This is a genomic window from Halomonas sp. McH1-25 (assembly GCF_022348165.1).
Taxonomy (GTDB): domain Bacteria; phylum Pseudomonadota; class Gammaproteobacteria; order Pseudomonadales; family Halomonadaceae; genus Modicisalibacter.
In genome coordinates this window covers 275,829-298,844 of record NZ_JAKRFI010000005.1, presented here as the reverse complement: position 1 = coordinate 298,844, position 23,016 = coordinate 275,829, and the positions used below count along the sequence as shown (strand labels likewise).

The window sequence follows — 23,016 nt, the reverse complement described above, 5'->3', positions numbered from 1 at the left end:
GAATATTGAAGAGGAGAATCGCCATGACGAGATTCATGGGGGGCAAGCTCGCTACTGCGATCGTATTGATGCCATTGACGGCCTGCTCGGGTACGGGAGCGGCTCCATCCGAAGCCGGCGACAGGACAGCGAAATCCGAACCGCGCTCGCCGGAAGGTCTGCGTTACCTTTCCCAGCCTTTGGTAAGCGAAATATACACGGCCGATCCTTCTGCCCATGTCTTCAACGACCGGATATATATCTATGGATCCCACGATATCGACGGTCCGACACCGGAAGATGATATGGGATCGCATTTCGAGATGCGCGATTACCATGTTCTTTCCATGGAGCGGATCGGCGGCCCGGTAACGATTCATCCGGTCGGGCTCGCTGTCGAAGACGTTCCTTGGGCGACTCGACAGATGTGGGCACCGGATGCAGCCTACAAGAATGGAAAGTATTATTTCTACTTCCCGGCCAAGGATAGGCAGGATATTTTCCGTATAGGGGTGGCAACTTCCGATAATCCCGAGGGTCCTTTCCAGGCCGAGCCGGAACCCATCCAGGGCAGTTACAGTATCGATCCCGCCGTATTCACCGATGACGATGGCGAAAGCTACATGTATTTCGGTGGCATCTGGGGTGGGCAAATGCAGCGATGGAAGAACGGCCAATATGATCCGGACGGATCCAAGACCGATCTTCAGCAGGACGACAAACCGGCATTGATGCCGAAAGTGGCGAAGCTATCTGACGATATGCTGCAATTCGCCGAGACGCCCCGTGATGCAGTCATCCTTGATGAGAAAGGGGAGCCCCTACTTGGTGGCGATCATGATCGCCGTTTCTTCGAAGCGGCATGGATGCACAAATACAATGGCAAGTATTACCTCAGCTATTCGACCGGTAACACGCATTATATCAATTATGCCATCGGTGATTCGCCCTATGGGCCTTTTACCTTCCAAGGCCATCTGCTCAAACCGGTTCAAGGTTGGACATCGCACCATTCGATCGCACAAGTCGGTGATGAATGGTATCTCTTCTACCATGATACCCAGCTCTCCAACGAGACGCGCTTACGCAACATCAAGGTAGCCGAGCTGACCTACAATCCGGATGGCACTATTCGCACGCTCGATCCTTTCGTGCGGTGAAGCCTGGTCTTTGGCCTCGGATCCCTGTCCGGGGCCTGACTCAAGGTATATCTACGGAACCGTGAATCACTCTTGCCAGCACCTGAGCTGCAGCGCCGCGTGCAGCGACGAAGGTGCTGTCGTCCAAAATTTTCAACTTTACCTGTTGCGTCGTACCCAGCAGACGGTTCTGGTTGGCTTCGAAATAGTCCAGCGCCGGGGAGAGCAGGAGAGGGCCAAGCTGGACAAGGGAGCCGCCCAGCACGATTTCCGAGGGGTTCATTGTATGGTGAAGGTTGAGCAGCAGAGTGCCGAGTGCTTCTCCAGCCCGGCGTAGCGTCATCTCGACATCGGGGTCGTGCTGACGAGACTGGAGCGCCTCGACCAGGCTCTCTTCCTCACCGATACCCAGGGCGGCCCGTATCGACCAGCCGCTAACCAGCGTCTCTGCACAGCCGCGATTGCCGCAATGGCAATACAGTCCGCCCGGCTGAAGTATGGTGTGGCCGATTTCACCAGCAAGCCCCTGCACGCCGCGCGTAATCAGCGGGTCGTGGCCGTTTTCGACGACGCCGCTGCCGATCCCGGTGCCCGCACTGACGTAGGCCAGCGACGTGGGTACGTTGCCGGTACGGAAGTAGAGCTCGCCGAAGGCTGCGGCCTTGGCTTCGTTGTCCATCAGCCACAGGCCGTCCAGATCGGGTAGGTGAGTGCGCAGCAGTTCCAGAAAGGGAACGTCTCGCCAGCCCAGATTGGGGGCTCGGCGCAGGAGCGGCTGCGAAGGGGCAATGGGACCGGGAACTGCAACGCCGAGGCCGAGGCAGCAGCGGTGTGCTACCTCGGGGTGAGAAAGTAATTCGCGAAGCTGTTCGGCCAATAGAACTGCAGTGGCTTCGGGGGCGGTGGGTACCAGACGCATCTGCTGCTGGTGGATGATGTGACCGGCCAGCGAGCAGGCCACCAGACGCAGCCCATGGACACCAACCTCCGCACCCAGTAGGGCGTGACGCTGCTCATTGAGATGCAGCGCCCTGCCGGGGCGGCCGCCGTTACTTTTCTGCAGTTCCCCTTCGACGATCCATTCCGCTTCCAGCAACTTCTGGACACCGCTACCTACCGTGGCTTTGGTAAGGCGAGCCTGTGTCGCGATATCGGCGCGAGTCATGCCGGGAGAACGGCGTACGAGGTTCAGAATGGCACTGCGGTTGAGCCGCTTGAGGAAGAGCAGATCGCCTGCTTGGTGAGAGTGCGAGGGCGTGGTCATGGTCGAGCCGGCTCATTGAGCAAAAACGCCATTATGTCACCGGCTCGGGATGGAATCGATTCGTCCAGATAGTTGGTTCATTCTTTGAATCAAAAATGGCCGCAAGTCTTCCCTGTGCAGGCAAGAAGAGGAGGCTCGCATGATGATCCTGCTGATCAGCTACAGGGCATAGACAATGGTTCAATGGATTGATAGGCGCCTAGCAATCAAAATTGGTTAGTTCATAGAATTTATAAAGTAAATCGATAACCGCCACAGGAGTCTCTTCTTCCATGAATACAGCGATCTACCCCAGTCTCGAAGGCAAGCGTGTCGTGATCACGGGCGGAGGCTCCGGTATCGGCGAGGGGCTGGTCGAGGCATTTGCCCGGCAGAAGGCTGAAGTGCACTTTCTGGACATCGCGCAGGAAGCATCCAGGCAACTCGTTGAGCGGCTCGATGGCGATGTGACGTTTCATCATTGCGATCTCACCGACCTTGATGCGCTCCTTGAAACGATCCAGGGCATTGGCGATATCGATGTACTGGTCAATAACGCGGCCAACGACGATCGTCATGCGCTGGGCGAGGTAACACCCGAGTACTGGGACGACCGCATGGCGGTCAACCTGCGTCATGTGCTGTTCGCAACCCAGGCTGTCGTGCCGGGCATGAAGGCGCGCGGCGGCGGCGCGGTGATCAACTTCGGCTCGATCAGTTGGCACCTGGGACTTGAGAATCTGGCGCTCTACGAGACGGCCAAGGCCGGCATCGAAGGGATGACCCGCGCCATGGCCAGAGAGCTGGGAGGTGACGACATCCGTGTCACCTGCGTGGTGCCCGGCAACGTTCGCACCCCACGCCAGACCAAGTGGTACACCCCCGAAGGGGAAGCGGAAATCATGAATGAGCAGGCCATCAAAACCCGCATTCATCCCCACCACGTTGCGAGCATGGTGCTGTTTCTCGCCTCGGACGATGGTGCCGTCTGTACCGGTCATAACTACTGGGTCGATGCCGGCTGGCGTTGATTCATTCGTCCAGACACATCGTATTCAACGCTAACGAGCAATAACAAATACAGGACGTAAGGAGTCGAGCATGCCAGACATCAACAAAAAACAACCCGTCTACATTTTTATCATCTGCTGCATTGCTGCCATCGGCGGTTTCCTGTTCGGGTTTGACAGCGGAGTCATCAATGGCACCGTCGATGGCCTGCAGGCGGCCTTCGATTCCGACAGTGTGGGCACAGGCTTCAACGTGGCCTCGATGCTGCTGGGGTGCGCCGCGGGGGCCTTCTTCGCCGGTCGCCTGGCGGATTTCTATGGCCGTCGCACCGTGCTGCTGGTATCGGCCTTGTTCTTTCTCATAAGTGCCTGGGGGTCGGGCGTCGCCGAATCGTCGCTGGAGTTCGTCCTCTATCGCATCCTGGGAGGCATTGCGGTAGGAGCGGCGAGTGTAATGACGCCCGCCTACATCAGCGAAATCGCTCCGTCCCGGGTGAGAGGGCGATTGGCAACGATTCAGCAGGTAGCCATCATCTCGGGGCTGTTCGTCTCGTTTCTGAGCAATTATATGCTGGCACAGCTCGCAGGTTCGTCAGTATCGACCTTGTGGCTCGACTTCGCGGCCTGGCGCTGGATGTTCTGGATCGAGATTCTGCCGGCGGCCTTCTTTCTGTCCGCCTTGCTGTTCATTCCGGAAAGCCCGCGCTACCTAATCAGTGCCGGCAAGGAGAGCAAGGCCAGAAAAGTGTTGGCACTGACCTATTCGCAAAGCGAGCTTGAAGAGAAGGTTGTAGAAATCAAGGAGACCCTGTCCAGCCGTCACAAGCCGCGCTTGTCAGATGTCGTCAACCGGGCAACCGGCAAGATTCATGGCATCGTGTGGGTTGGCGTAGGACTGGCGGTCTTTCAGCAACTGGTGGGCATCAATGTCGTCTTCTACTATGGGGCGGTACTCTGGCAGTCCGTGGGGTTTTCCGAGAACGATGCCTTGCTGATCAATGTCATCAGTGGTGCTGTGAGCATCGGTGCCTGCCTCATTGCTATCTCCCTGATCGACAGAATCGGACGCAAGCCCCTGCTATGGGGTGGATCGGTGGGCATGGCTGTGACCTTGCTCGTGCTGTCCTATGCATTTTCCACGGCCAGCATGGTCAATGATTCGCTGAGGCTATCCGACGAGATGGGCGTCATCGCGCTACTGTCGGCCAACGCCTACGTGCTGTTCTTCAACGTCTCCTGGGGGCCGGTCATGTGGGTCATGCTGGGCGAGATGTTTCCCAACCAGATGCGCGGCTCGGGCCTGGCGATTTCGGGGCTTTTCCAGTGGCTGGCTAACTTCTCGATTACCATGACTTTCCCGATCATGTTGGCGTCGGTTGGGCTGGCCGGAGCCTATGGCTTTTACGCTCTTTGCGCAGTGGTCTCGATCTTCTTCGTCGTCAAGTTCGTCAAGGAGACCAAGGGTAGGGAACTGGAAGCCATGACCTATGAGTGATAGCTGGCTTGTTATGTTGTACATATAATCCATTTGTTCAACATACACGGTTTCCGGGATAGGCTACTCTCCCGAAGAAGGTGGCTGGATGTTTAGGCTGGTCATCGATTGTGTTTCGACTGTTCACGGATTCATCGGTTAAAGGCATCAGACCATGAGCGATCCCAAGATCACACCTAGCCAGCTCCGCTCGCGCTGGTGGTTCGACAACCCCGAGCACCCCGGGACCACGGCAATCTGCATCGAGCGCTACATGAACTATGGGGTGACGCTGGAAGAGTTGCGCAGCGGCAAGCCGATTATTGGCATCGCTCAGTCCGGTTCCGACCTGACGCCCTGCAACCGTCATCACATCGAGCTGGTGAAGCGAGTCAAAGATGGCATTCGTGCGGCGGGCGGCGTGCCATTCGAATTCCCCATGCATCCGATCCATGAGAACGTGCGGCGCCCAACGGCGGCGCTGGATCGTAACCTGGCCTACCTGGGCCTGGTCGAGGTGCTGCATGGCTACCCACTGGATGGCGTGGTGCTGACGACCGGCTGCGACAAGACTACCCCCGCCTGCCTGATGGCGGCGGCCACCGTCAATATTCCCGCCATCGTGCTGTCCGGGGGGCCGATGCTCAATGGCTGGCGTGGCAGCAACGAGCGTGTCGGTTCGGGCACCATCATTTGGGAGCTTCGCAAGCGTCTGGCGGCAGGGGACATCGACTACGAGGAGTTCATCTCGCGAGCTACCGATTCGGCGCCGTCCGTCGGGCACTGCAATACCATGGGCACCGCCTCGACCATGAACTCCATGGCGGAATGCCTGGGCATGAGCTTGCCTGGCTCGGCGATCATCCCCGCGCCGTACAAGGAACGCTCCATCGTCGCCTACGATACCGGCAAGCGTATCGTCGACATGGTCTGGGAGGACATTCGTCCGCTGGACATTCTCACCCGCGAGGCGTTCGAGAATGCCATCGTCGCCTGCTCGGCACTGGGCGGTTCGAGCAATGCGCCGATCCATATCATCGCCATTGCCCGTCATGCAGGCATCGAGCTTACCAACGACGATTGGCAGCACCTGGGTCATCAGATCCCGTTGCTGAGCAACGTCATGCCGGCCGGTGCCTACCTGTGCGAGGAATTCTATCGTGCCGGCGGGGTGCCGGCGGTGCTCAACGAACTGCTTCGGGCCGGTAAACTGCATGGCGAAGCGCGTACCGTCAATGGACGTACGCTGGCGGAAAACGTCGAAGGTCGAGAGACTTTGGACGAAGACGTCATTCGCCGTTACGACAACCCGATGCTGGAGTATGCCGGGTTCATCAATCTGAAGGGCAACCTGTTCGACTCTGCGTTGATGAAGACCAGCGTCATATCGGACGAATTCCGTCAGCGCTTCCTGAGCCGCCCCGACGACCCGGATGCCTTCGAAGGTCGCGTGGCAGTGTTCGACGGCTCCGAGGATTACCATGCACGCATCGACGATCCCGATCTGGAAATCGACGAAAACACCATCCTGATCATGCGCGGCGCCGGGCCGGTGGGCCATCCGGGTGGTGCCGAGGTGGTCAACATGCAACCGCCCGAGGCGTTGATAAAGCGCGGTATCGAGTCGTTGCCCTGCCTGGGGGATGGTCGTCAGTCGGGCACGTCGGGCTCGCCATCGATACTCAATGCCGCGCCTGAAGCGGCAGTCGGTGGCGGCTTGGCGTTGCTCGTGACCGGGGATCGTATTCGCATCGACCTGCGCAAGGGCGAGGCCAACCTGCTGGTGTCCGATGAGGAGCTGGCGCAGCGCCGTGAACGCCTGGCATCGCAGGGCGGCTATATCTACCCGCCGCATCAGACGCCATGGCAGGAAATTCAGCGTAGCCTGGTCGAGCAGCATGACCGTGGCATGACCCTGGAACCGGCCACCAAATATCGCGACGTGGCCCGGCGTACACCGCCCAGGGACAATCACTGACGTAGCCGGGGGGAGGCACATGCCAAGCAGCAGCGTTGAAGTGGCGGTCCGTCTGCAGATGAGCCTGGGTGAATGCCCTTTATGGTCGGTCGATGAACAGACGCTCTACTGGGTAGACATTCGCTGTGGACGAGTCTTTGCCTGGAGCCTTGAAAGCGATGAGCCACCCGCTACCTGGGACCTTGACGAACCGGTAGGTTGCATTGCCCTGGCTCGCAACGGGCTGGTCGCAGCGACGGCCTCGGCGCTACGCAAGGTGTCGCGCGATGGTACGGTGTCCAGCGAGAGCCTGGCCTTGAACCCTGAGTGGTCGAGCAAGGGCAATCGCTTCAATGACGGACGCTGCGACGCTCTGGGACGCCTGTGGGTAGGGACCATCGATCGAGACGAGGTGTCTCCGAGCGCTGCACTCTACTGCTTGACGAACGGCCAACTGCAACTGCGCAAGGACAACCTGGTCATTTCCAACGGCTTGGCCTTTAGTCCCGATCAACGCTGGCTGTATCACACCGACTCGCTGACGCGGCGTGTCGTGCGTCATGCCTTCGATCTGAATAGCGGGACACTAGGGGAGGCCGAACCCTGGATCGACTTGGCGGAGCAGGACCTGCCCGGCGTGCCCGACGGGGCCGCTATCGACTGTGAAGGGCATTACTGGTGCGCGCTGTACGATGGTGGGCAGGTCGTGCGCTTTTCCCCGGCAGGACAATTGGTCGAGCGTTACGATGTGCCCTGTCCCCACCCAACGATGCTGGCTTTCGGCGGTAGCGAACAACGAACGCTGTACATCACCACGGCGACGCAGCACCTCGACGAAGCCGGCAAGCGGCGCTGGCCCCTGGCCGGTAGCCTGTTCCAGCTCGAGACGGCCGTGCCGGGCCTACCGGAACCGCGCTTTGCAGAGTGAGCGGCCAGCAAACTGACTCGGCCTGTGCCAGGCAAGTCAGGCTTGTTTTCTCTTTGTCAGGACTTCATGCCACGGCCGACTTCGTTCAGGCCGTGGTGTCCTTAGCCGGTTTGACCCAGTTGAACTCGCCCCCCAGGGCACTTTCTCCGGGCTCGATGCCTAGTGCCCGTGCCGTGCCGCCGAGGACCTCCTGGGCGGCCAGAAAGGCTTCGCGGGGCTGCCGGGTACGGATGCTTTCCATCAGACGCCGGTGACGCTCGAGACTTTCTGCGGGGTCATCGGTTTCGCTGACGTTCGACATCGACACCAACAGGTAGATGGAGGGGCGCAGGATATGTGACAGCTGTGCCCAGACGATGTTGTGCGTCGCCTTGAAGATGGCCGCATGAAAGGCGACGTCGAAATCACTATGTAGCCTGGCCTTGACGCTGGGATCGTCGGAACTCGGCGGAGTGCGCAGATGCTGGCCCATGCCCTCGAATGCCTCTTCGATGGCGACCAGGTCTTTGGCAGTGGCGCGCTGGGCGGCGGTCATCGCGACATAAGGCTCCACATCGAGGCGGAAGGCCAGTATCTCGCGTTGCAACTGCGGGTTGGGCGAGGCGTAGCGGGTCATCCATTCGGTGACCAACGGGTCGAGAATGTTCCACTCGGCGTGTTCGCGCACCTTGGAGCCATGTCCCGAAATGCGCTCGATGATCCCCACATCCACCAGCTGGCGCAGATCGCTGCGCACGGCGGAACGGTTGATGGCGAACTGCTCGCAAAGGGCGAGTTCCTTGGGTACGAAATCGCCCGGCTGGTAGTGTCCCGAGAAGATCGCTTCGGCGAGCGCCTCGACGACACTAGGGCGGGAGGTTGTCTTGCGTTTCTTGTCCTTCACGTAACGAATGTCCAACGAGATTTGGCTTCAAGCTGCCATATGTTGAACATTTCGGCAATGTAACTCTTGGTGGGTTACGACTATCGGCGCAAGAGTTTGCATCAATCTTGGCTGAAATGGTCGCCCAGGCGCTGCATGAACGCCATGCAGGCATCGAGCTGGACGATCTCGATATACTCATCTGGCTGATGCGCCTGGGCGATACTGCCTGGGCCACAGATGACCGTGGCCAGCCCGGCCCGTTGAAACTGGCCGGCTTCGGTGGCATAGGCCACCGCTTCGCTGTCGCGTTCGCCGAGCAAGGCGTGACATAGCGCCAAAGCCTCGGCATTGTCGCGATCGGCCAGGCCCGGGACGGTCTCGGTCAGCGGCTCGGTGCAAATGGAAACTCGCGGCGAGCGATGCTGGAGTTCGCTTTCCAGCTCACGTGAGAAGGTCTCGAAACGGTGGAAGACCTCATCGAAGCCATCCTGGGGCAAGTGGCGGATTTCCCAGTCGAAACGGCACTCGCGGGCCATGATATTGATCGCCGTACCGCCCTGGATCTTGCCGACATGCAAGCTGGAATGAGCGACATTGAAAGCATCGTCGACCCGGCCCTCGTCACGCAGCTCGGCCATGATGTCTTCGATGCGCGTGACCAGGCGCGCCGCGACGTGAATGGCCGACACGCCCTGGTTGACCTGGCTGCTGTGGGCTTCGCATCCCGTCACGGTGGTACGCAGGTTGGTAATGCCCTTTTGAGCGACCACCGGTGCCATCAGCGTCGGTTCACCAACGATCACCACGGCGGGGCGGGGGTGTCCGGCCATCAGGCGCTCGATCATGCGCGGTGCGCCCAGGCAGCCGACTTCTTCATCATAGGAGAGCGCCAGGTAGATGGGGCGCTCGAGGGGTTGCTCCACCCACGCCGGCACCTGGGCCAGGGCACAGGCAATGAAGCCTTTCATGTCGCAGCTGCCGCGACCATAGAGTCGGCCGTCGCCGCGGTCGGTCAGGGAGAATGGTTCACTGGTCCAGGGCTGGCCATCGACGGGCACCACGTCGGTGTGCCCGGAGAGCACCACACCGCCTGCAACATCTGGCCCGATCCGGGCCAGCAGGTTGGCTTTGCTGCCATCGTCGTTCTCGATGCGCTCGAAGGGCACGCCGAATTCGTCGAGATAGCCCTCGATGAAGCGGATGAGTTCGAGGTTGGAGTCGCGTGACACACTGGCGTGACCGATCAGTGTCTCGAGCAGCAACGGTGCGGAGCCCATGGTGATCATTCCCGGTTCGAAAGTCTCGGCTCAGCCTAGCATGTCGGTGGTCCCTGCCGGGACTCTTTTGACGCCACGCGGCTTGTAGACCATGGTTGAGAGGGTTTCCATCCATGCAGATAGGAGAACAGCGATGAGCAGGGTATTGATCGTCTATTACTCGAGCTACGGCCACATCGAGACCATGGCCAAGGCAGTTGCCGAGGGTGCGCGCAGCGTGGCAGGGACCGAGGTGGATATTCGCCGGGTCGCCGAGCTGGTGCCTGACGAGATTGCTCAGAAGTCCGGTTACAAGCTGGATCAGGATGCACCACTGCTCGACGATCCCAATGAGCTGGCGAATTACGATGCCATCATCATCGGCTCGCCGACCCGCTATGGCAACATGACCTCGCAGATGCGCAATTTCTGGGACAAGACCGGTGGTGTCTGGGCGCAGGGCAAGCTGGTCGGCAAGGTGGGGAGCGCCTTCACCTCCACCGCCAGCCAGCACGGCGGACAGGAGACTACCCTGACCTCGATTCACACCATGCTGTTCCACTTGGGGATGGTCGTCGTCGGAGTGCCCTATTCATGCCCGGCGCTGACCGAGCTCGACGAAGTCTCCGGCGGCACGCCGTACGGGGCGACGACCATCGCCGGTGGCGACGGCAGCCGTCAGCCCAGCGAAAACGAGCTGACCATCGCCCGCTTTCAGGGCGAGCATGTAGCCACCATTACTCGCCGCATGCAGGAGTAAGCGCTTCCAGATACCAGCGTTTCCCCGTCATGCCTGCCCTTGGGCAATACTGAGCCGGCTGGCGCCGTTGCCGGCCGGCTCCACGCAGATGCGTACCGGGATGCGTTCATGCATCTCCTGGACGTGTGAAATCACTCCCACCTTGCGACCCTGGGCCTGCAGGCCGTCCAGCGCCTCCATGGCCAGCGCCAGCGATTGCGGGTCGAGGCTGCCGAAACCCTCGTCGATGAATAGCGACTCGATTTTCAGTCGGCCCGAGGCCATCGAGGCCAGGCCCAGCGCCAATGCCAGCGACACCAGGAACGTCTCGCCACCGGACAGCGAATGCACGGAGCGCTGCTCGTCGCCCATGTCGGTATCGATGACCAGCAGTCCCAGGGGGCTGCCGCCGCGTACCAGGCGATAGCGCCGTGACAGCCCGGCAAGGTGCGTGTTGGCGTGCTCCAGCAGGCGTTCGAGGTTGTAGGCTTGGGCGATGCGCCGGAACGCCTTGCCATCGGCCGAGCCGATCAGCGCGGAGAGTTTTCCCCAACGTCGTTGCTCGGCGCGGGCTGCGTCGAGCTCGGTTTGCAGGGCGCGCATGGCGCGGCGGCGGCGGTCGTCGTCGCGCAACAAGTGGAGCGTATCGTCGCGTTGCTGCTGCGTCTGCTGCTGGCGGGGCGCAAGTTCGGTCTCTTCCTCTTCCAGAGCTGCCGCCAATGCCTCTATATGAGTCAGGCATGCCTCGGGATCGTCGCACAGGGCAGTATCGAATTGGCTGCGACGATGTTCCTGCAAAGTAGTAAGACGCTCCTGGGTTCGCAGTTGGCTATCGCGCAGCGCCTGATCGGCCTGTTGTAGTCGGGTGCGCAGTGCGCTCTGCGCTGCGTCATCCATGCTCAGTAGCTGTTCCAGCGTCGCGTCGCTGATAGTCGGGTGCGCGTCACGCCATGCTTGCAGTGCATTTCCCAGCGATTCCAGCTCGCGCCGGAGCGTAGCCTCCTGGGTGGCGCCGTGCTCGAGTTCCAGCCTGAGCCGCTGGTGCGCCTGACGGGCGCCGTCCAGCACGGTGCGTGCGTCGCTCAAGCGTTTCTCGGCATCTGTGGCGTCTCGCTCCAGCGCGTCACGCCACTGCGCCACATTGGCATAGTCGCCGAGTCGTTCGCTCAGCGTCCGGTGCAGCGTGTCCCGCTCGGCAAGCCTGGGCGTAAGGCTGGCGTCGATATGGTCGAGGCGTTGTTGCTGATGCTGGGCCTGGCTGTCGAGCTTGCCGATCTCGACGGTCAGCCTCGTCAACGTTTCGCGCAGTGGCGTCAGGCGCTGCTGGTCCTGGTCGAACTGCTGCAGCGCCTGCTGCCGCTCGTCGCGTTGACGGCGGGCCAGTAGGAGCTGAGACTCCAGCCAGTCGGCGCGTTGCGCTTCGTCCTGAGCCAGCAGTTCACGACCTGCCGGCAGGGCATCGAGTGGCCGGTATGCGTCCGCCGTCGCGCGCACAGCCACGTCCAACTGCTCTTGTCGCTGGGTCAGCTGTGTCTGTAGGGTTCGATAACGTGCTGTCAGTGTCTGATGCGCTTCGCGAGCCGCCTCGAGTCGCTCGCTGGCTTCGGCCAACTGACGCTCTTCTTCACGCTCGGTCCGCTCGAGCATTTCCTGGGCCGGCGAGGCGGGTGGCCGATGACGGTAGGGATGCTCGAGGCTGCCGCACACCGGGCAAGGCGCGTCAGCCTGCAGCTGGGCGCGTAGCTTCTCGACGCTTTCGCTGCGCACGGCACGCAGGCGTTCGATGCTCTCACGTACTCGCTGTGCCTGCTGCTCTGCCTGCTCGAGACGCAGCCTGGCGTCGCGACCCTCTGCAGTCGTCGTTGCCTGTGCCTGACGATCCTGCTGCTGCTGGGCCTCCAGGGCACTCTGCTGCGTCGTTAGCCGTTGCCAGTGCTGCCAGGCGTGACGGGTTTCTTCCCATGCCATGAGCTGCTGGCGCGCCTGATCTTCGGCCTGTTGCAGCGCTTGACGGTGCTGCGCCAAAGCGCCGTGCTCGCCAAGGCGACCCTCCAACCGCTGCAGCTCGGTCTGGGAGCGGCTGTGTTCGTCGCGTTTGACCGCCAGGGCGTGCTGCGTATCGTTGAGTTGCCGCTCGAGTTGCTGACGCTCACGCTGCTGAACGTCGATGTCGCCGGTGAGGTCGTCCAGGCGTTGGGCGTGGCGGCTGGCTTCGTCGAGTAGCGGCTGTGCCTGCTGTCGGGCCTCATAGGCTTGGCTGGCCCGACGTTGGGCAGCGTCGAAGGCGGTTTGGCCATCGCGCTGCTGGCGTTCGGCCTGGTCGAGCGAATGGCGCGTACGTTCCAGTTGGTCCAGCAGGGCCGCAAGTTCACGCTTGAGCTCGCGCTGACGCAGGAAGCGATGCGCCTGTGGCGCCAGGGCATCGAGCTGGATGAGTCGGGTGCGCTGATCGGCCAGGGCGGCATGGGCCTCCTCGGCTCGCTGACGGGCGGTGACGGCCTGCTGCCAGCTGTCGCGCAACTGATGTTCTTGCTCGAGCCAGGCACGGCGTGTCTTGAGTGCATCGGCCTGGGCCTGGACGGTTTGCCAGGTCTGCTCCGCCTGCTCAGCGTCGGCTTCCATGGCCTGGCGCTGTTCGGCACTGGCCGGCAGTTCGCCCTCCAGGCGCGACTCGAGGCGCTTGATCTCGTCGCTGGCCTGTCGGGTGCGCTGGTAGGCGGCCACCGAGATGCGTGAATAAATGCCGGTATCGGTCAGTTTTTCCAACAGCTCGCTGCGGGCGTTGTCGTCGGCTTGGAGAAAGGCGCTGAATTCGCTCTGGGCGAGCAGGACAGCGCGGGTGAACTGTTCGAAGGTCAGCCCCAGCTTGTCGGGCAGCAGCCGATCGAACTCGCGTTTCTGGCTGGCCAGGATTCGTTCGTCGGGAAGGGCGATCAATGCCTGTTCCGAGGCCTGCAGCCGGCCTTCGGGGCGGTTCCGGGCGCGACGTACCGACCAGCGGGCGCGATAGTGGTCACCGTCGCGACCGACGAAATCCACCTCGGCGAAGCCCGCTGCCGTGCCACGGCGCAGCAGGGTGCGCGGGTCGGCGGTGACCAGTTGTTCCCCCTCGACGTCGGGGGTCTGTGAGTCGCGTGTCGGAGCATTGCGCAGGCGCGGCGTATTGCCGAACAGCGCCAGGCACAGGGCGTCGAGTAGTGTGCTCTTGCCGGCCCCGGTGGGGCCGGTGATGGCGAACAGGCCACTTTCGTGCAATGGCCCCTGCGAGAAGTCCAGAGTGTGCTCGCCGGCCAGCGAGGCAAGATTCTTCAGGCGAATGGCGAGAATCTTCATGTGTGATCACTCTCCGCGTCGCTATCCATGACCGACTGCAGCAGATCGGCGAAATCCTGGCGTGTCGCCTCGTCCGGCAGGTTGCCGTAGCTGTCCTGCCAGGCGCGTTCGAACAGCGCCTGGGGGCCGAGGTTCTCGAGGCGCTGCTGGCCCGGCGCGAGATCGCCGTCGCGATGGGCGTACTGCGATTGGATGCGCACCAAGCGTACCGCTTGACCGCTCAGGGCGCGTTCGATGACGGCACGCAGGTCGACTCGCGGCGCATCGAGTTGTACGCGTACCTCCAGCCATGGCCAGCGCGAGCGGGGCAGACGGGTGTCGCTGTCGAGCGCTTCGAGTTCGGCGACGACATCGTCGAGCGGCGCCGGGCCCACGCGCAGCATGTCAACGGCACGTGGCACGGGGACGATCTCGCAGTTCCCAAGCGCTTCGCCAGCCAGCGTGACCTCGACGATCTGATGCGGATAGTGGGCCTCGGAAAAATCCATGGGCAGCGGGGTGCCGCTGTAGCGGATGCGAGCCTCGCCGACCTGCTGGGGCTTGTGCAGGTGACCCAGTGCCACATAGGCGATGCACGCCGGGAATAGGCTGGCCGACAGCGATTCCTCACCACCGATCACTATCGGACGTTCGCTGTCTTCGGAAACGGCGGCGCCGTGCAGGTGGGCGTGGCTCATGGCCACCAGTGCCTGGCCCGGCGCGCGGCGTGCCTGTGCGGCGTCGATCAACTGCTGGTGAACCCGGGTGATGCCGGCCACGTAGTCGTCGCCGACCTCGCCGCCGGTGACTTCGGCAGGGCGCAGGAAAGGCAGGGCGAGACACCAGGCGCGTACCTCGCCATCGGCATCTTCCAGCGGTACCAGCAGGCGATGGGCGTCCAGGCGGCCATCGTCGAGCCACACCACGCGGCCCAGCGCATGGGCACGCAGGCGCCTGAGCAGGGCGGCCGGCAATTCGATGCGCGCACCGCTGTCGTGGTTGCCGGCAATCATTACCAGCGTCAGGCGCGGCAACCGCTCGTGGACGGCGACAATGAAGTTGTAGAGCTGCTCCTGGGCGCGCAGCGACGGGTTGACCACGTCGAAGATGTCACCGGCCACCAGCAGGGCATCGGGGCGGCGTGCCTCGAGGGTGTCCAGTAGCCAGTCGAGAAAGCGCTGGTGTTCGTAATGGCGCTCCTGGCCGTGAAAGGTCTGGCCCAAGTGCCAGTCGGAGGTATGGATCAGCTTCACGTTATGCTCCCGCCTTGAAGCGGGCAGTGTAACAGGGCGAAAGGGGGGACCAGGAGCGGCATTGCGCTTCTATGCACCGCGACATGACATGCGCTATCCACGATGTGCCCGGTTGGGGCAAACGGAGCTTGCAGCATTCAGTCCGACAGGCTTGACTGAATAAAGATCTCGACAACAAGTCCAAACGCAGAGAGACAGCGAGGAAAGCGGATCATGTTGACCAACCCGATGACCAGCAAGCGGCCCATTAACCTTGGGGTTGAGCAGGGCAGGCTGGCGGCTTGTCCGGCGATTCACAACTGTGTCTGCAGTCAGGCCGACGATCAGGCCCACTATGTCGCGCCCTTCTCGGCGCCCGGCATGACCGGCAAGGAGATACTGGCGCGCTTGGCTAGCGCTCTGCACGCCTGCGAAGAAGCCGAGGTCATCACCCAGACCGACGCCTACCTGCATGCCGAGTGCCACTCGGCCTGGCTGGGATTCGTCGATGACCTGGAACTGTTCTGGAGCGAGGACGAGAACGTCTGCCACGTGCGCAGTGCCTCACGACTGGGCCTGAGCGATCTGGGCAAGAATCGTGCGCGTGTCGAGAAACTTCGCATGCTCCTCGAAGGCTGGGGCTTCTGCGACTGACATTCAGGACGGCACTATGGGCTAGGCTGGGGGCATTGTCATAGCGATTGAGGATGAATGCCCCATGCCCGACTCCCTTCACGATTGGTCCCTGTCGCCCGAAAAGGCCATCGAATTGCAGCGTCACCTGGCGCCACGCGTCGTACGTCGCGATCGGCTGGGTGAGGTCGGTGTGATTGCCGGGGTCGATATCGGCTTCGAGGACGAAGGCGAGACGACGCGTGCCGCGGTGGTGCTCCTGGCATGGCCGGATCTGGTACCGATCGAGGAAATCGTGCATCGCGAACCTACCCGGATGCCCTACATCCCCGGGTTACTGTCATTTCGAGAGATTCCCGCCGCACTAGGTGCCTTCGAGCGGCTGTCGCGTCGCCCCGAATTGGTCATGGTCGACGGCCAGGGCATTGCCCATCCACGGCGGCTGGGTGTGGCCTCGCATCTTGGCTTATGGCTGGATCTGCCCACCATCGGCATCGCCAAGAAACGCTTGTGCGGGCGTCATGGCGAGGTGCCCGAGGGTCGCGGCGAGTGGGCCTGGCTGACCGATCGCCGCCGCCAGGAAGATCCGGAGGATGCCGAACGGGACGCCGAAGGCCGGGTGGTGATCGGCGCCATGTTGCGCAGTCGCCAGGGCGTCAAGCCGGTCATCGTGTCGCCTGGCCATCGTATCAGTCAGGCCACGGCGCTCGATTGGGTGATCGCCTGCCTGGGACGCACCAAGCTGCCGGAGCCGACCCGCCTGGCGGACCGGCTGGCATCACGGCGGGGACGCCGCTTCCGGGACGCCGATAGCCAGGACACCCTGGGGCTCGGTGAGCAGGCGTGAACGTTCAGATGATGTCGAGCGGGGGCTTGCGATCCGGCGCCGGAAACGCCTCGTCCAGCGCAGCCAGGTCGTCGTCGCTCAGGTGCAGTTCCAGCGCAGCGGCATTGGCCTCGACGTGGGCCGACTGTACGGCCTTGGGAATGGCGATGACGTCATGTTTGCCTTCTACCGGGCGGATTGCCCAGGCCAGCAGCACCTGAGCCGGCGTGGCGTCATGCGTTTGCGCAACGGCACGCACGGCATCGCTGTCGAGCAGGCGCTGGCGCAGGCGACCGCCTTGGGCAATGGGACTGTAGGCCATGGTCGGCAGCCCATGGCGGCGTTGCCACGGCAGCAGGCTGTGTTCGATACCGCGCGAGCCCAGGTGGTACAGTACCTGATTGACGGCACAACGCTGGCCCTCAGGTAACGCGTGGAGCCGCCGCATATCGTCGACATCGAAGTTCGATACCCCGAAGCGCCGGATCTTGCCCTGCTCGCGAAGTCGCCCGAAGGCTTCCCAGGTTTCTTCCAAGGGGATACTGCCCGGCCAGTGCAGTAGATAAAGATCGAGATGGTCGGTGCCCAGGCGTGCCAGGCTGCGCTCGCAAGCGGCGGTGGCGCTGTCTCGGCCGGCATTCCAGGGATATACCTTGGATACCACGAAGGCTTGGTCGCGACGGTCGCGGATGGCTTCGCCGACGACTTCCTCGGCTCCGCCGTCGGCATACATTTCCGCTGTATCGATCAGTGTCATTCCCAGCGCCAAGCCCTGTTGCAGGGCGCGAACTTCATCGCGGCGCGGGGCAAGCCCCTCGCCCATGTACCAGGTACCCTGGCCGACGGCGGGCAGGTCGAGGGCGGGCAGGTCGTCATCGGCAGCCAGCGTGACGTAAGGGCGGGAATGTTGGGGCATGTCTCTCTCCTGGACTGAAGACTTTCCATTGAACCTTGGTGAGTCGAGCGGAAAAATGCCAGCCTTTGGCTGTGTATACTGCCCAGCCCCATCCGTAGAGAGCTTATTATGAATTCATCGCTCGAACCGCTGCGTCAGTCCCGGGATTGGGTCGAGCGCTTCGTGGTGGAACTCGATGTCTGTCCATTCGCCCGACGGGAGCTCGAGCGCGACAGCATCCGTTATGTTCCGGTAGATGCCACCGACGTCGAGCACCTGCTATTGATCCTGTTCGAGGAGTGTCGCCATCTCGATGCCTCGCCGGGAACCGAGACCACACTGCTGGTGCTGATCGCCGGCGCCGAGGATTTCGAACATTATCTCGACTGTCTTGATCTGGGAGAGGCGCTGCTCGAGCAGCAAGGATATGAAGGGGTTTACCAGCTGGCGAGCTTTCATCCCGACTACGTCTTCGACGGAGCCGAAGCGGACGATCCTGCGAACTACACCAATCGTGCACCTTGGCCGATGCTGCACCTCCTTCGCGAAGCGAGTATCGAACGTGCCCTGGCTCACTTCCCCCGTCCCGAGCGCATTCCCGAGCGCAATGTCGCGGTGATGCGCAAGCTGGGCATCGAGGCGCTGACGGCGCGCTTGGATGATCTGAAACGCTCCTGACGACGTCCGGTCACTGGCGATGGTCATGGCCAGAATGCCGGCATCGGCTACAGTGTGTAGGGCGAAAGGCCGCTAAACGCAGGTATTTCAAATGCGGCTGCGCGTTTTCATCTGTTCACCCATAGGAGGCAGTATGAGCATCAAGAAAAAGGGTTCAGCAGAATGGCAAGGCAGCCTGAAGAAGGGCAAAGGAACGGTGTCCACCGAAAGCGGTGCGCTCAAGCAGAACCCTTACGGCTTCAATACCCGCTTCGAGGGCCAGCCGGGCACTAACCCGGAAGAGCTGATCGGGGCTGCGCATGCCAGCTGCTTCTCGATGGCCTTGTCGATGATTCTCGGCGAGAGCGAGCTCGAACCGGAAAGCATCAAGACCGAGGCGACGGTGACGCTGGAGCAGGACGACAGCGGGTTCACCATCAGCGCCGTCCATCTCGAGACGCGTGCCCGGATACCTGGCGCCGACCAGGCCTCGTTCGAGGAAGCGGCCAACAAGGCCAAGGAAGGCTGCCCGGTATCCAAGCTGTTCAAGGCCAACATTACCTTGGATGCCAAGCTGGAAAGCTGATCGTTCCTATCCGTGAACGAAGCACGACGCCGGCCATGGGCCGGCGTCGTCGTGTTCGAAGGGCGCCTGCCTGCTCTACTCAACTGATGAAACGCGTGTCGTGAAAGCTGCGCCGCGACAGGCGGGCGTCTTCCCAGGCGGCCAGGGCCGGAAAACGCAGTGGCCATTCGACTTCGGGCAGACGAAAGCGAAGATAATCGAGGGCGACACCGATGATGATCTCGTCCAGAGTCGGTTGCGGATCGTCATTGTATCTGCGTCGTGGCACGGTCTCGGCCTCGAGACGGCTGAGAATCCTTTCGATGGCGGCCAGACGGCGCTTGCCGAGATGGCTGCGGTCGGCATCGGGGCGGCCGGCATGCTTGCGTGCAATGACGGTCTGGAAGCTGGCATCCACCAGGCCCATGCCAAGGCCGACGCCATGCAGAACCGTTGCCAGCGACTCACGGGGCAGCAGAATCGGCCGTTCCGTCAGGCTATCGAGGTAGTAGAGGATGGGCAGCGTTTCGGTGATCGAAGTGCGATCTTCACAGCACAGCGCCGGTACCTTGGCGCTGGGATTGACCTCGATGAGTTCCGCATCGTCCGCCCAGGGGTCGACCCAGTTCAAGATCAGCCTGTCTTCGAGCCCTTTCTCCAGGGCGCATACTCGTACGATACGTGCATAGGGGGACGTGGCGTTGAGAAAGAGTTCCAAGGGCATCGCTATCTCCTGGCCGGTCCTGCCGATAGGGGCACCCTAGGAGAATAGTTGAGAAAACCACGATGCGTCGTCCCAATACCGCGCGTTTCCTGCTATGACATCGGACTGGTCGCTTCAGAAGCGGCCTGACACCGTGTCGTGTCGCCAACGGCTCGCCACTGACGTTCTTCGAGGATCATGGCGGCGGCCTTCTCCGCAATCATCAATGTTGGCGAACAGGTGTTTCCCGAGGTGATGGTCGGCATGATCGAGGCATCGACCACCCGCAGCCCGGCCACGCCATGTACCCGCAGGCGTGGGTCGACGACGGCGTTTGCGTTCTGCCCCATCTGGCAGGTACCGACCGGGTGAAAGATCGTCGTGCCGATGTCCCCCGCGGCGCGCATCAGATCATCATCGCTTTGCAGCTCGGTTCCAGGCTTGATCTCTTCCGGACGGTAGCGCGCCAGCGCCGGGGCTGCGGCGATGCGTCGGGTCAGACGAATGGCATCCACGGCGATACGCCGATCCGTTTCTTCGCTCAGGTAGTTGGGTTGGATGAGAGGCGGAATGGAAGACGATGTGGAGCGAATGGCGACTCGGCCCCGGCTGGCAGGGCGCAGGTTGCATACCGAGGCGGTAAACGCCGGATAGGGATGCAGCGGTTCGCCGAAGGCCGGCAACGATAGCGGTTGGACGTGATACTGCAGATTGGCGCTGGGTTGGTCCGGCGCGGAGCGGGCAAAGACACCCAATTGGCTGGGCGCCATGGTCATTGGCCCGCTGCGAGACAGCAGGTACTGCCAGGCCATGCCGAGCTTGCCGAACCAGGTCCCGGCGATCTCGTTGAGCGTCTTGGCACCTTCGACCCGATAGATCATGCGCAATTGCAGATGGTCCTGCAGGTTCTCGCCGACGCCGGGAGATTCATGCACCACGGGAATGCCAAGTTGGGAGAGCAGTTGGCGTGGGCCGATGCCGGAACGCTGCAGGATCGTCGGCGAGCCGATAGCGCCGGCGCTCAGAATGACCTCGCTGGCACGCAATTCCTGCCAGGCGCCGTTCAGGCAAACGCGTACACCGCAGGCTCTGGGTGTCGCTTCGTGCGTTGCGAAGAGGACGCGATCGACCTCCGCGTCCGTAATCAGCGTGAAGTTGGGGCGGCGCTCGAGCCCCTTGAGAAATGCCTTGGCGGCATTCCAACGCACGCCGCTGCGCTGATTGACCTGAAAGTAACTGCTGCCTTCGTTGTCGCCGCCATTGAAGTCTTCGATCGGGGGGATGCCGACCTCGGCGGCGGCTTCGCGGAACGTTTCGAGAATGTCCCACTTGTGGCGTTGCGCTTCCACGCGCCATTCGCCGCCGCTGCCATGCAATGCATTCTCGCCGGCATAATGATCCTCGCTCTTGCGAAACAATGGCAGGACGTCGGCCCACGACCAGCCGGGGTTACCCAGCGACGCCCAGTGATCGTAGTCGCGAGCCTGGCCGCGCATGTAGATCATGCCATTGATCGACGAACAGCCGCCCAGTACCCGCCCGCGCGGATAGCCCAGCGAACGTCCGTGGAGGCCGTCCTCGGCCTCGGTGCGAAAGCACCAGTCGGTACGTGGATTGCCGATGCAATAGAGGTAACCCACGGGGATATGGATCCACGGGTAGTTGTCGCGCCCGCCGGCCTCGACCAGCATGACACGATGGTGGGGATCCTCGGAAAGCCGTTTGGCAAGTAGGCAGCCGGCAGGGCCGGCACCTACGATCAGGGTATCGGCGGCGGCGTAGGAACGGGTCAATGTCATGGCAACTGTCGTCTCTTGTTATCGTCTCGCTGCCTCCAAGACTAGGCGAGTGCGTTTCATAGCAAGAGAAGACGTTGGTCGTAGCCGAGGATCAGAGAGCCCGGGCGCGTTGCTCCGCACGTTCGCCGGCGGCGCTGACCAGGGCCCGGATCAGGCGCTGCTGGGGTCGATTGAAAATCAGGAACTCAGGGTGCCATTGCACGCCGACCAGAAACCGGTAGGCACGGCTCTCGATGCCCTGGACCAGTCCGTTGCGGTCGCGGGCGACGATATCGATAGTGTCCCCGGTGCGGTCGATGGCCTGATGGTGAAGACTGTTCACCTGGCACCATGTGACCCCAAGCAATTCATGCAGATAGCTGCCCTCGACCACGTCGACCGTCTTGCGTGGCAGGACCGTACGACGCTTCCTGATGTGCTCGAAGGTGGTGTAGATGTCGCTGTATAGCGAGCCGCCCAGATGCACATTGATGATCTGTGCGCCGCGACAGATCCCGAGTACTGGACAATCGCTCGGCAGCAGGCGTTCGAGCAGATCGAGCTCGAGCCTGTCGCGCTGAGGGTCGACACGCACATCGAGCTGGACTTCACCGCCGTAGAGTTGGGCGCCGATATCGTCGCCGCCACCCACGACCAGGCCGTCGAGCCCCTCCGGCACTGGGCGCGACGGCGACAGACGAACAGGCTTGCCGCCGGCCCGCCACACGGCCAGCCAGTCGCACAGCCAGGCAAGGCGGCTCTTGTGGTCCGAGGTCGTGATGCCGATCCGGGGACGTGTCATGAATCCTTCATCCACTCCTTGAGCCGCTCCAGCCAGCGTGTGACTGAGGAGCGGCGATGATGTTCCAGGTAAGCGGCGCCGCGTTCGGCCAAACGCTCGGGATCCGCCGCCAGACGTTCGACCTCGACCCAGCGATTCCATTCGGCGACCGCACTCCAGTCGGATTGCGATAACTGCGCATTGGGTAGACGGTAATGAAAGGTCGGACGCGGTTTCACCAGGTCGTCGGACAGATAGTCGCTGGGGTAGTCGGGGCGTAGGTGCGCGAACAACGGGTAGAGGTCGAGTTCGCGGTTACGCGTGGGATTGGCGGCGATGTAGTCCCCGATCAGCGTATCCAGATCGGGCGCGTAACCGGGATCGAGCACCTTGAGCGCATACTCCTTGGTGAACGGATTGGTGTGCGGCAGCACTTCCCGCGTGATGTCGATGTCGATCTCTTCGCGTAGCCACTCCGCCAGGATCAAATAAGCGCGTAGATGAGCCAGCAGCGTGGTCGCATCGGTGCCGGGCACCTCGGGATTGAGATGCAGACCGAAGCCGTACAACAGGCTGTCGCGGGTATCTCGCGCCCCTTGCTGGCGCAAGGCATCGAAGAGCAGATCCAGTTCATTGAGGGCCAGCCAGGGGATCGGTGGACAGACGATCTCGGTAGGCACGACGCCGGCCCCGGCGACGGCATCGCCGATCAATTCCCGGGTGCGGTTATGCAGTTCCAGACGCAAGTGGGACCACTCATCGTCGCTGCCCTTGGTCTCGGCTTTCTGGACGAACTTGGCATCTGGATGGGCATACTTGGCATCGAGTTCGATCGTGAAGTCGCCCCAGCGGGTATCGACGACCTTGATGCGATGAGGGCTAAGGCGTCTGATCTTGCCGCCATAGTTTTCCTGCACCAGCCCGGCAGCAGCCAGGGGCGCAATGGCGGCAAACTCGATTTCCACTCCAACGCGGCGCAAGTGACCTTCACCGCTGCGTGGACAAGGTGGCGCTTCAGGTTTCACGCGGTTCTCCTGCCGATCC

At 62.0% G+C, this 23,016-nt stretch carries 20 protein-coding genes; 10 read left to right on the top strand and 10 right to left on the bottom strand.

Features of this window, described 5'->3' with window-relative positions:
* The first annotated feature begins 23 nt into the window (after positions 1-23).
* Positions 24-1,139 (top strand): glycoside hydrolase family 43 protein, encoded by a 1,116-nt coding sequence (locus MHM84_RS14925; protein ID WP_239267150.1) that lies wholly within the window; start codon positions 24-26, stop codon positions 1,137-1,139.
* Between the two features lie 40 nt (positions 1,140-1,179).
* Here MHM84_RS14925 and MHM84_RS14920 read toward each other — a convergent pair whose 3' ends face one another.
* Positions 1,180-2,382: an ROK family transcriptional regulator gene (locus MHM84_RS14920; RefSeq protein WP_239267149.1), complete on the bottom strand. Its 1,203-nt coding sequence runs from the start codon at positions 2,380-2,382 to the stop codon at positions 1,180-1,182.
* Positions 2,383-2,654: 272 nt separating this feature from the next.
* On the opposite strand from MHM84_RS14920, the gene MHM84_RS14915 reads away from it, so the two are divergent.
* The 4 genes from MHM84_RS14915 to MHM84_RS14900 all read left to right on the top strand — a co-directional run bounded on the left by MHM84_RS14915 (position 2,655) and on the right by MHM84_RS14900 (position 7,730).
* Positions 2,655-3,392: an SDR family oxidoreductase gene (locus MHM84_RS14915; RefSeq protein ID WP_239267148.1), complete on the top strand. Its 738-nt coding sequence runs from the start codon at positions 2,655-2,657 to the stop codon at positions 3,390-3,392.
* A 40-nt stretch (positions 3,393-3,432) separates the two neighbouring features.
* The gene (locus MHM84_RS14910) at positions 3,433-4,866 is read left to right on the top strand and encodes a sugar porter family MFS transporter (protein ID WP_343218292.1); all 1,434 of its coding nucleotides are present in this window, start codon (positions 3,433-3,435) and stop codon (positions 4,864-4,866) included.
* A gap of 154 nt (positions 4,867-5,020) precedes the next feature.
* A complete protein-coding gene (locus MHM84_RS14905) occupies positions 5,021-6,823 on the top strand; it encodes an IlvD/Edd family dehydratase (RefSeq protein ID WP_239267146.1) in 1,803 nt (600 codons plus the stop codon).
* A 19-nt stretch (positions 6,824-6,842) separates the two neighbouring features.
* Positions 6,843-7,730, top strand: coding sequence for an SMP-30/gluconolactonase/LRE family protein (locus MHM84_RS14900; protein ID WP_239267145.1), 888 nt, complete (start codon positions 6,843-6,845; stop codon positions 7,728-7,730).
* Positions 7,731-7,815: 85 nt separating this feature from the next.
* Here the strand turns inward: MHM84_RS14900 and MHM84_RS14895 are convergent, their stop codons facing one another.
* Positions 7,816-8,613, bottom strand: coding sequence for an FCD domain-containing protein (locus MHM84_RS14895; RefSeq protein WP_239267144.1), 798 nt, complete (start codon positions 8,611-8,613; stop codon positions 7,816-7,818).
* 101 nt (positions 8,614-8,714) lie between these two features.
* Positions 8,715-9,872: an acetylornithine deacetylase gene (gene argE, locus MHM84_RS14890; RefSeq protein WP_239267143.1), complete on the bottom strand. Its 1,158-nt coding sequence runs from the start codon at positions 9,870-9,872 to the stop codon at positions 8,715-8,717.
* Positions 9,873-10,005: 133 nt separating this feature from the next.
* Between argE and wrbA the strand changes: the two genes are divergently transcribed.
* Positions 10,006-10,611, top strand: a complete 606-nt coding sequence (gene wrbA, locus MHM84_RS14885) for an NAD(P)H:quinone oxidoreductase (protein ID WP_239267142.1) — start codon at positions 10,006-10,008, stop codon at positions 10,609-10,611.
* Between the two features lie 27 nt (positions 10,612-10,638).
* Here the strand turns inward: wrbA and MHM84_RS14880 are convergent, their stop codons facing one another.
* Together MHM84_RS14880 and MHM84_RS14875 are read right to left on the bottom strand one after the other, a co-directional pair.
* A complete protein-coding gene (locus tag MHM84_RS14880) occupies positions 10,639-13,923 on the bottom strand; it encodes an AAA family ATPase (RefSeq protein WP_239267141.1) in 3,285 nt (1,094 codons plus the stop codon).
* On the bottom strand, positions 13,920-15,155 hold the full coding sequence (locus MHM84_RS14875; protein WP_239267140.1) for an exonuclease SbcCD subunit D C-terminal domain-containing protein: 1,236 nt from the start codon (positions 15,153-15,155) through the stop codon (positions 13,920-13,922). The genes MHM84_RS14880 and MHM84_RS14875 overlap by 4 nt, the downstream gene beginning before the upstream one ends.
* 213 nt (positions 15,156-15,368) lie before the next feature.
* Here MHM84_RS14875 and MHM84_RS14870 point away from each other — a divergent pair, with 213 nt between their 5' ends.
* Positions 15,369-15,788: a DUF1499 domain-containing protein gene (locus MHM84_RS14870; RefSeq protein WP_239267139.1), complete on the top strand. Its 420-nt coding sequence runs from the start codon at positions 15,369-15,371 to the stop codon at positions 15,786-15,788.
* 64 nt (positions 15,789-15,852) lie between these two features.
* Positions 15,853-16,614, top strand: coding sequence for a deoxyribonuclease V (gene nfi, locus MHM84_RS14865; RefSeq protein ID WP_239267138.1), 762 nt, complete (start codon positions 15,853-15,855; stop codon positions 16,612-16,614).
* 4 nt (positions 16,615-16,618) lie between these two features.
* Here nfi and MHM84_RS14860 read toward each other — a convergent pair whose 3' ends face one another.
* A complete protein-coding gene (locus tag MHM84_RS14860) occupies positions 16,619-17,509 on the bottom strand; it encodes an aldo/keto reductase (RefSeq protein WP_239267137.1) in 891 nt (296 codons plus the stop codon).
* A gap of 108 nt (positions 17,510-17,617) precedes the next feature.
* On the opposite strand from MHM84_RS14860, the gene MHM84_RS14855 reads away from it, so the two are divergent.
* Positions 17,618-18,166: a DUF1415 domain-containing protein gene (locus tag MHM84_RS14855; protein WP_239267136.1), complete on the top strand. Its 549-nt coding sequence runs from the start codon at positions 17,618-17,620 to the stop codon at positions 18,164-18,166.
* 133 nt (positions 18,167-18,299) lie between these two features.
* A complete protein-coding gene (locus MHM84_RS14850; protein ID WP_239267135.1) occupies positions 18,300-18,731 on the top strand; it encodes an OsmC family protein in 432 nt (143 codons plus the stop codon).
* A gap of 79 nt (positions 18,732-18,810) precedes the next feature.
* On the opposite strand, the gene MHM84_RS14845 is transcribed toward MHM84_RS14850, so the two are convergent.
* From MHM84_RS14845 to MHM84_RS14830, 4 genes are all read right to left on the bottom strand, one after another.
* Positions 18,811-19,434 (bottom strand): glutathione S-transferase family protein, encoded by a 624-nt coding sequence (locus MHM84_RS14845; protein ID WP_239267134.1) that lies wholly within the window; start codon positions 19,432-19,434, stop codon positions 18,811-18,813.
* A gap of 92 nt (positions 19,435-19,526) precedes the next feature.
* A complete protein-coding gene (locus MHM84_RS14840; protein WP_239267133.1) occupies positions 19,527-21,212 on the bottom strand; it encodes a GMC family oxidoreductase N-terminal domain-containing protein in 1,686 nt (561 codons plus the stop codon).
* 91 nt (positions 21,213-21,303) lie between these two features.
* Positions 21,304-21,993: a gamma-glutamyl-gamma-aminobutyrate hydrolase family protein gene (locus MHM84_RS14835; RefSeq protein ID WP_239267132.1), complete on the bottom strand. Its 690-nt coding sequence runs from the start codon at positions 21,991-21,993 to the stop codon at positions 21,304-21,306.
* Complete coding sequence (locus MHM84_RS14830) at positions 21,990-22,997, bottom strand: amidoligase family protein (RefSeq protein WP_239267131.1); 1,008 nt, start codon at positions 22,995-22,997, stop codon at positions 21,990-21,992. Before MHM84_RS14830 ends, MHM84_RS14835 begins: the two co-directional genes overlap by 4 nt.
* Positions 22,998-23,016: the final 19 nt, after the last annotated feature.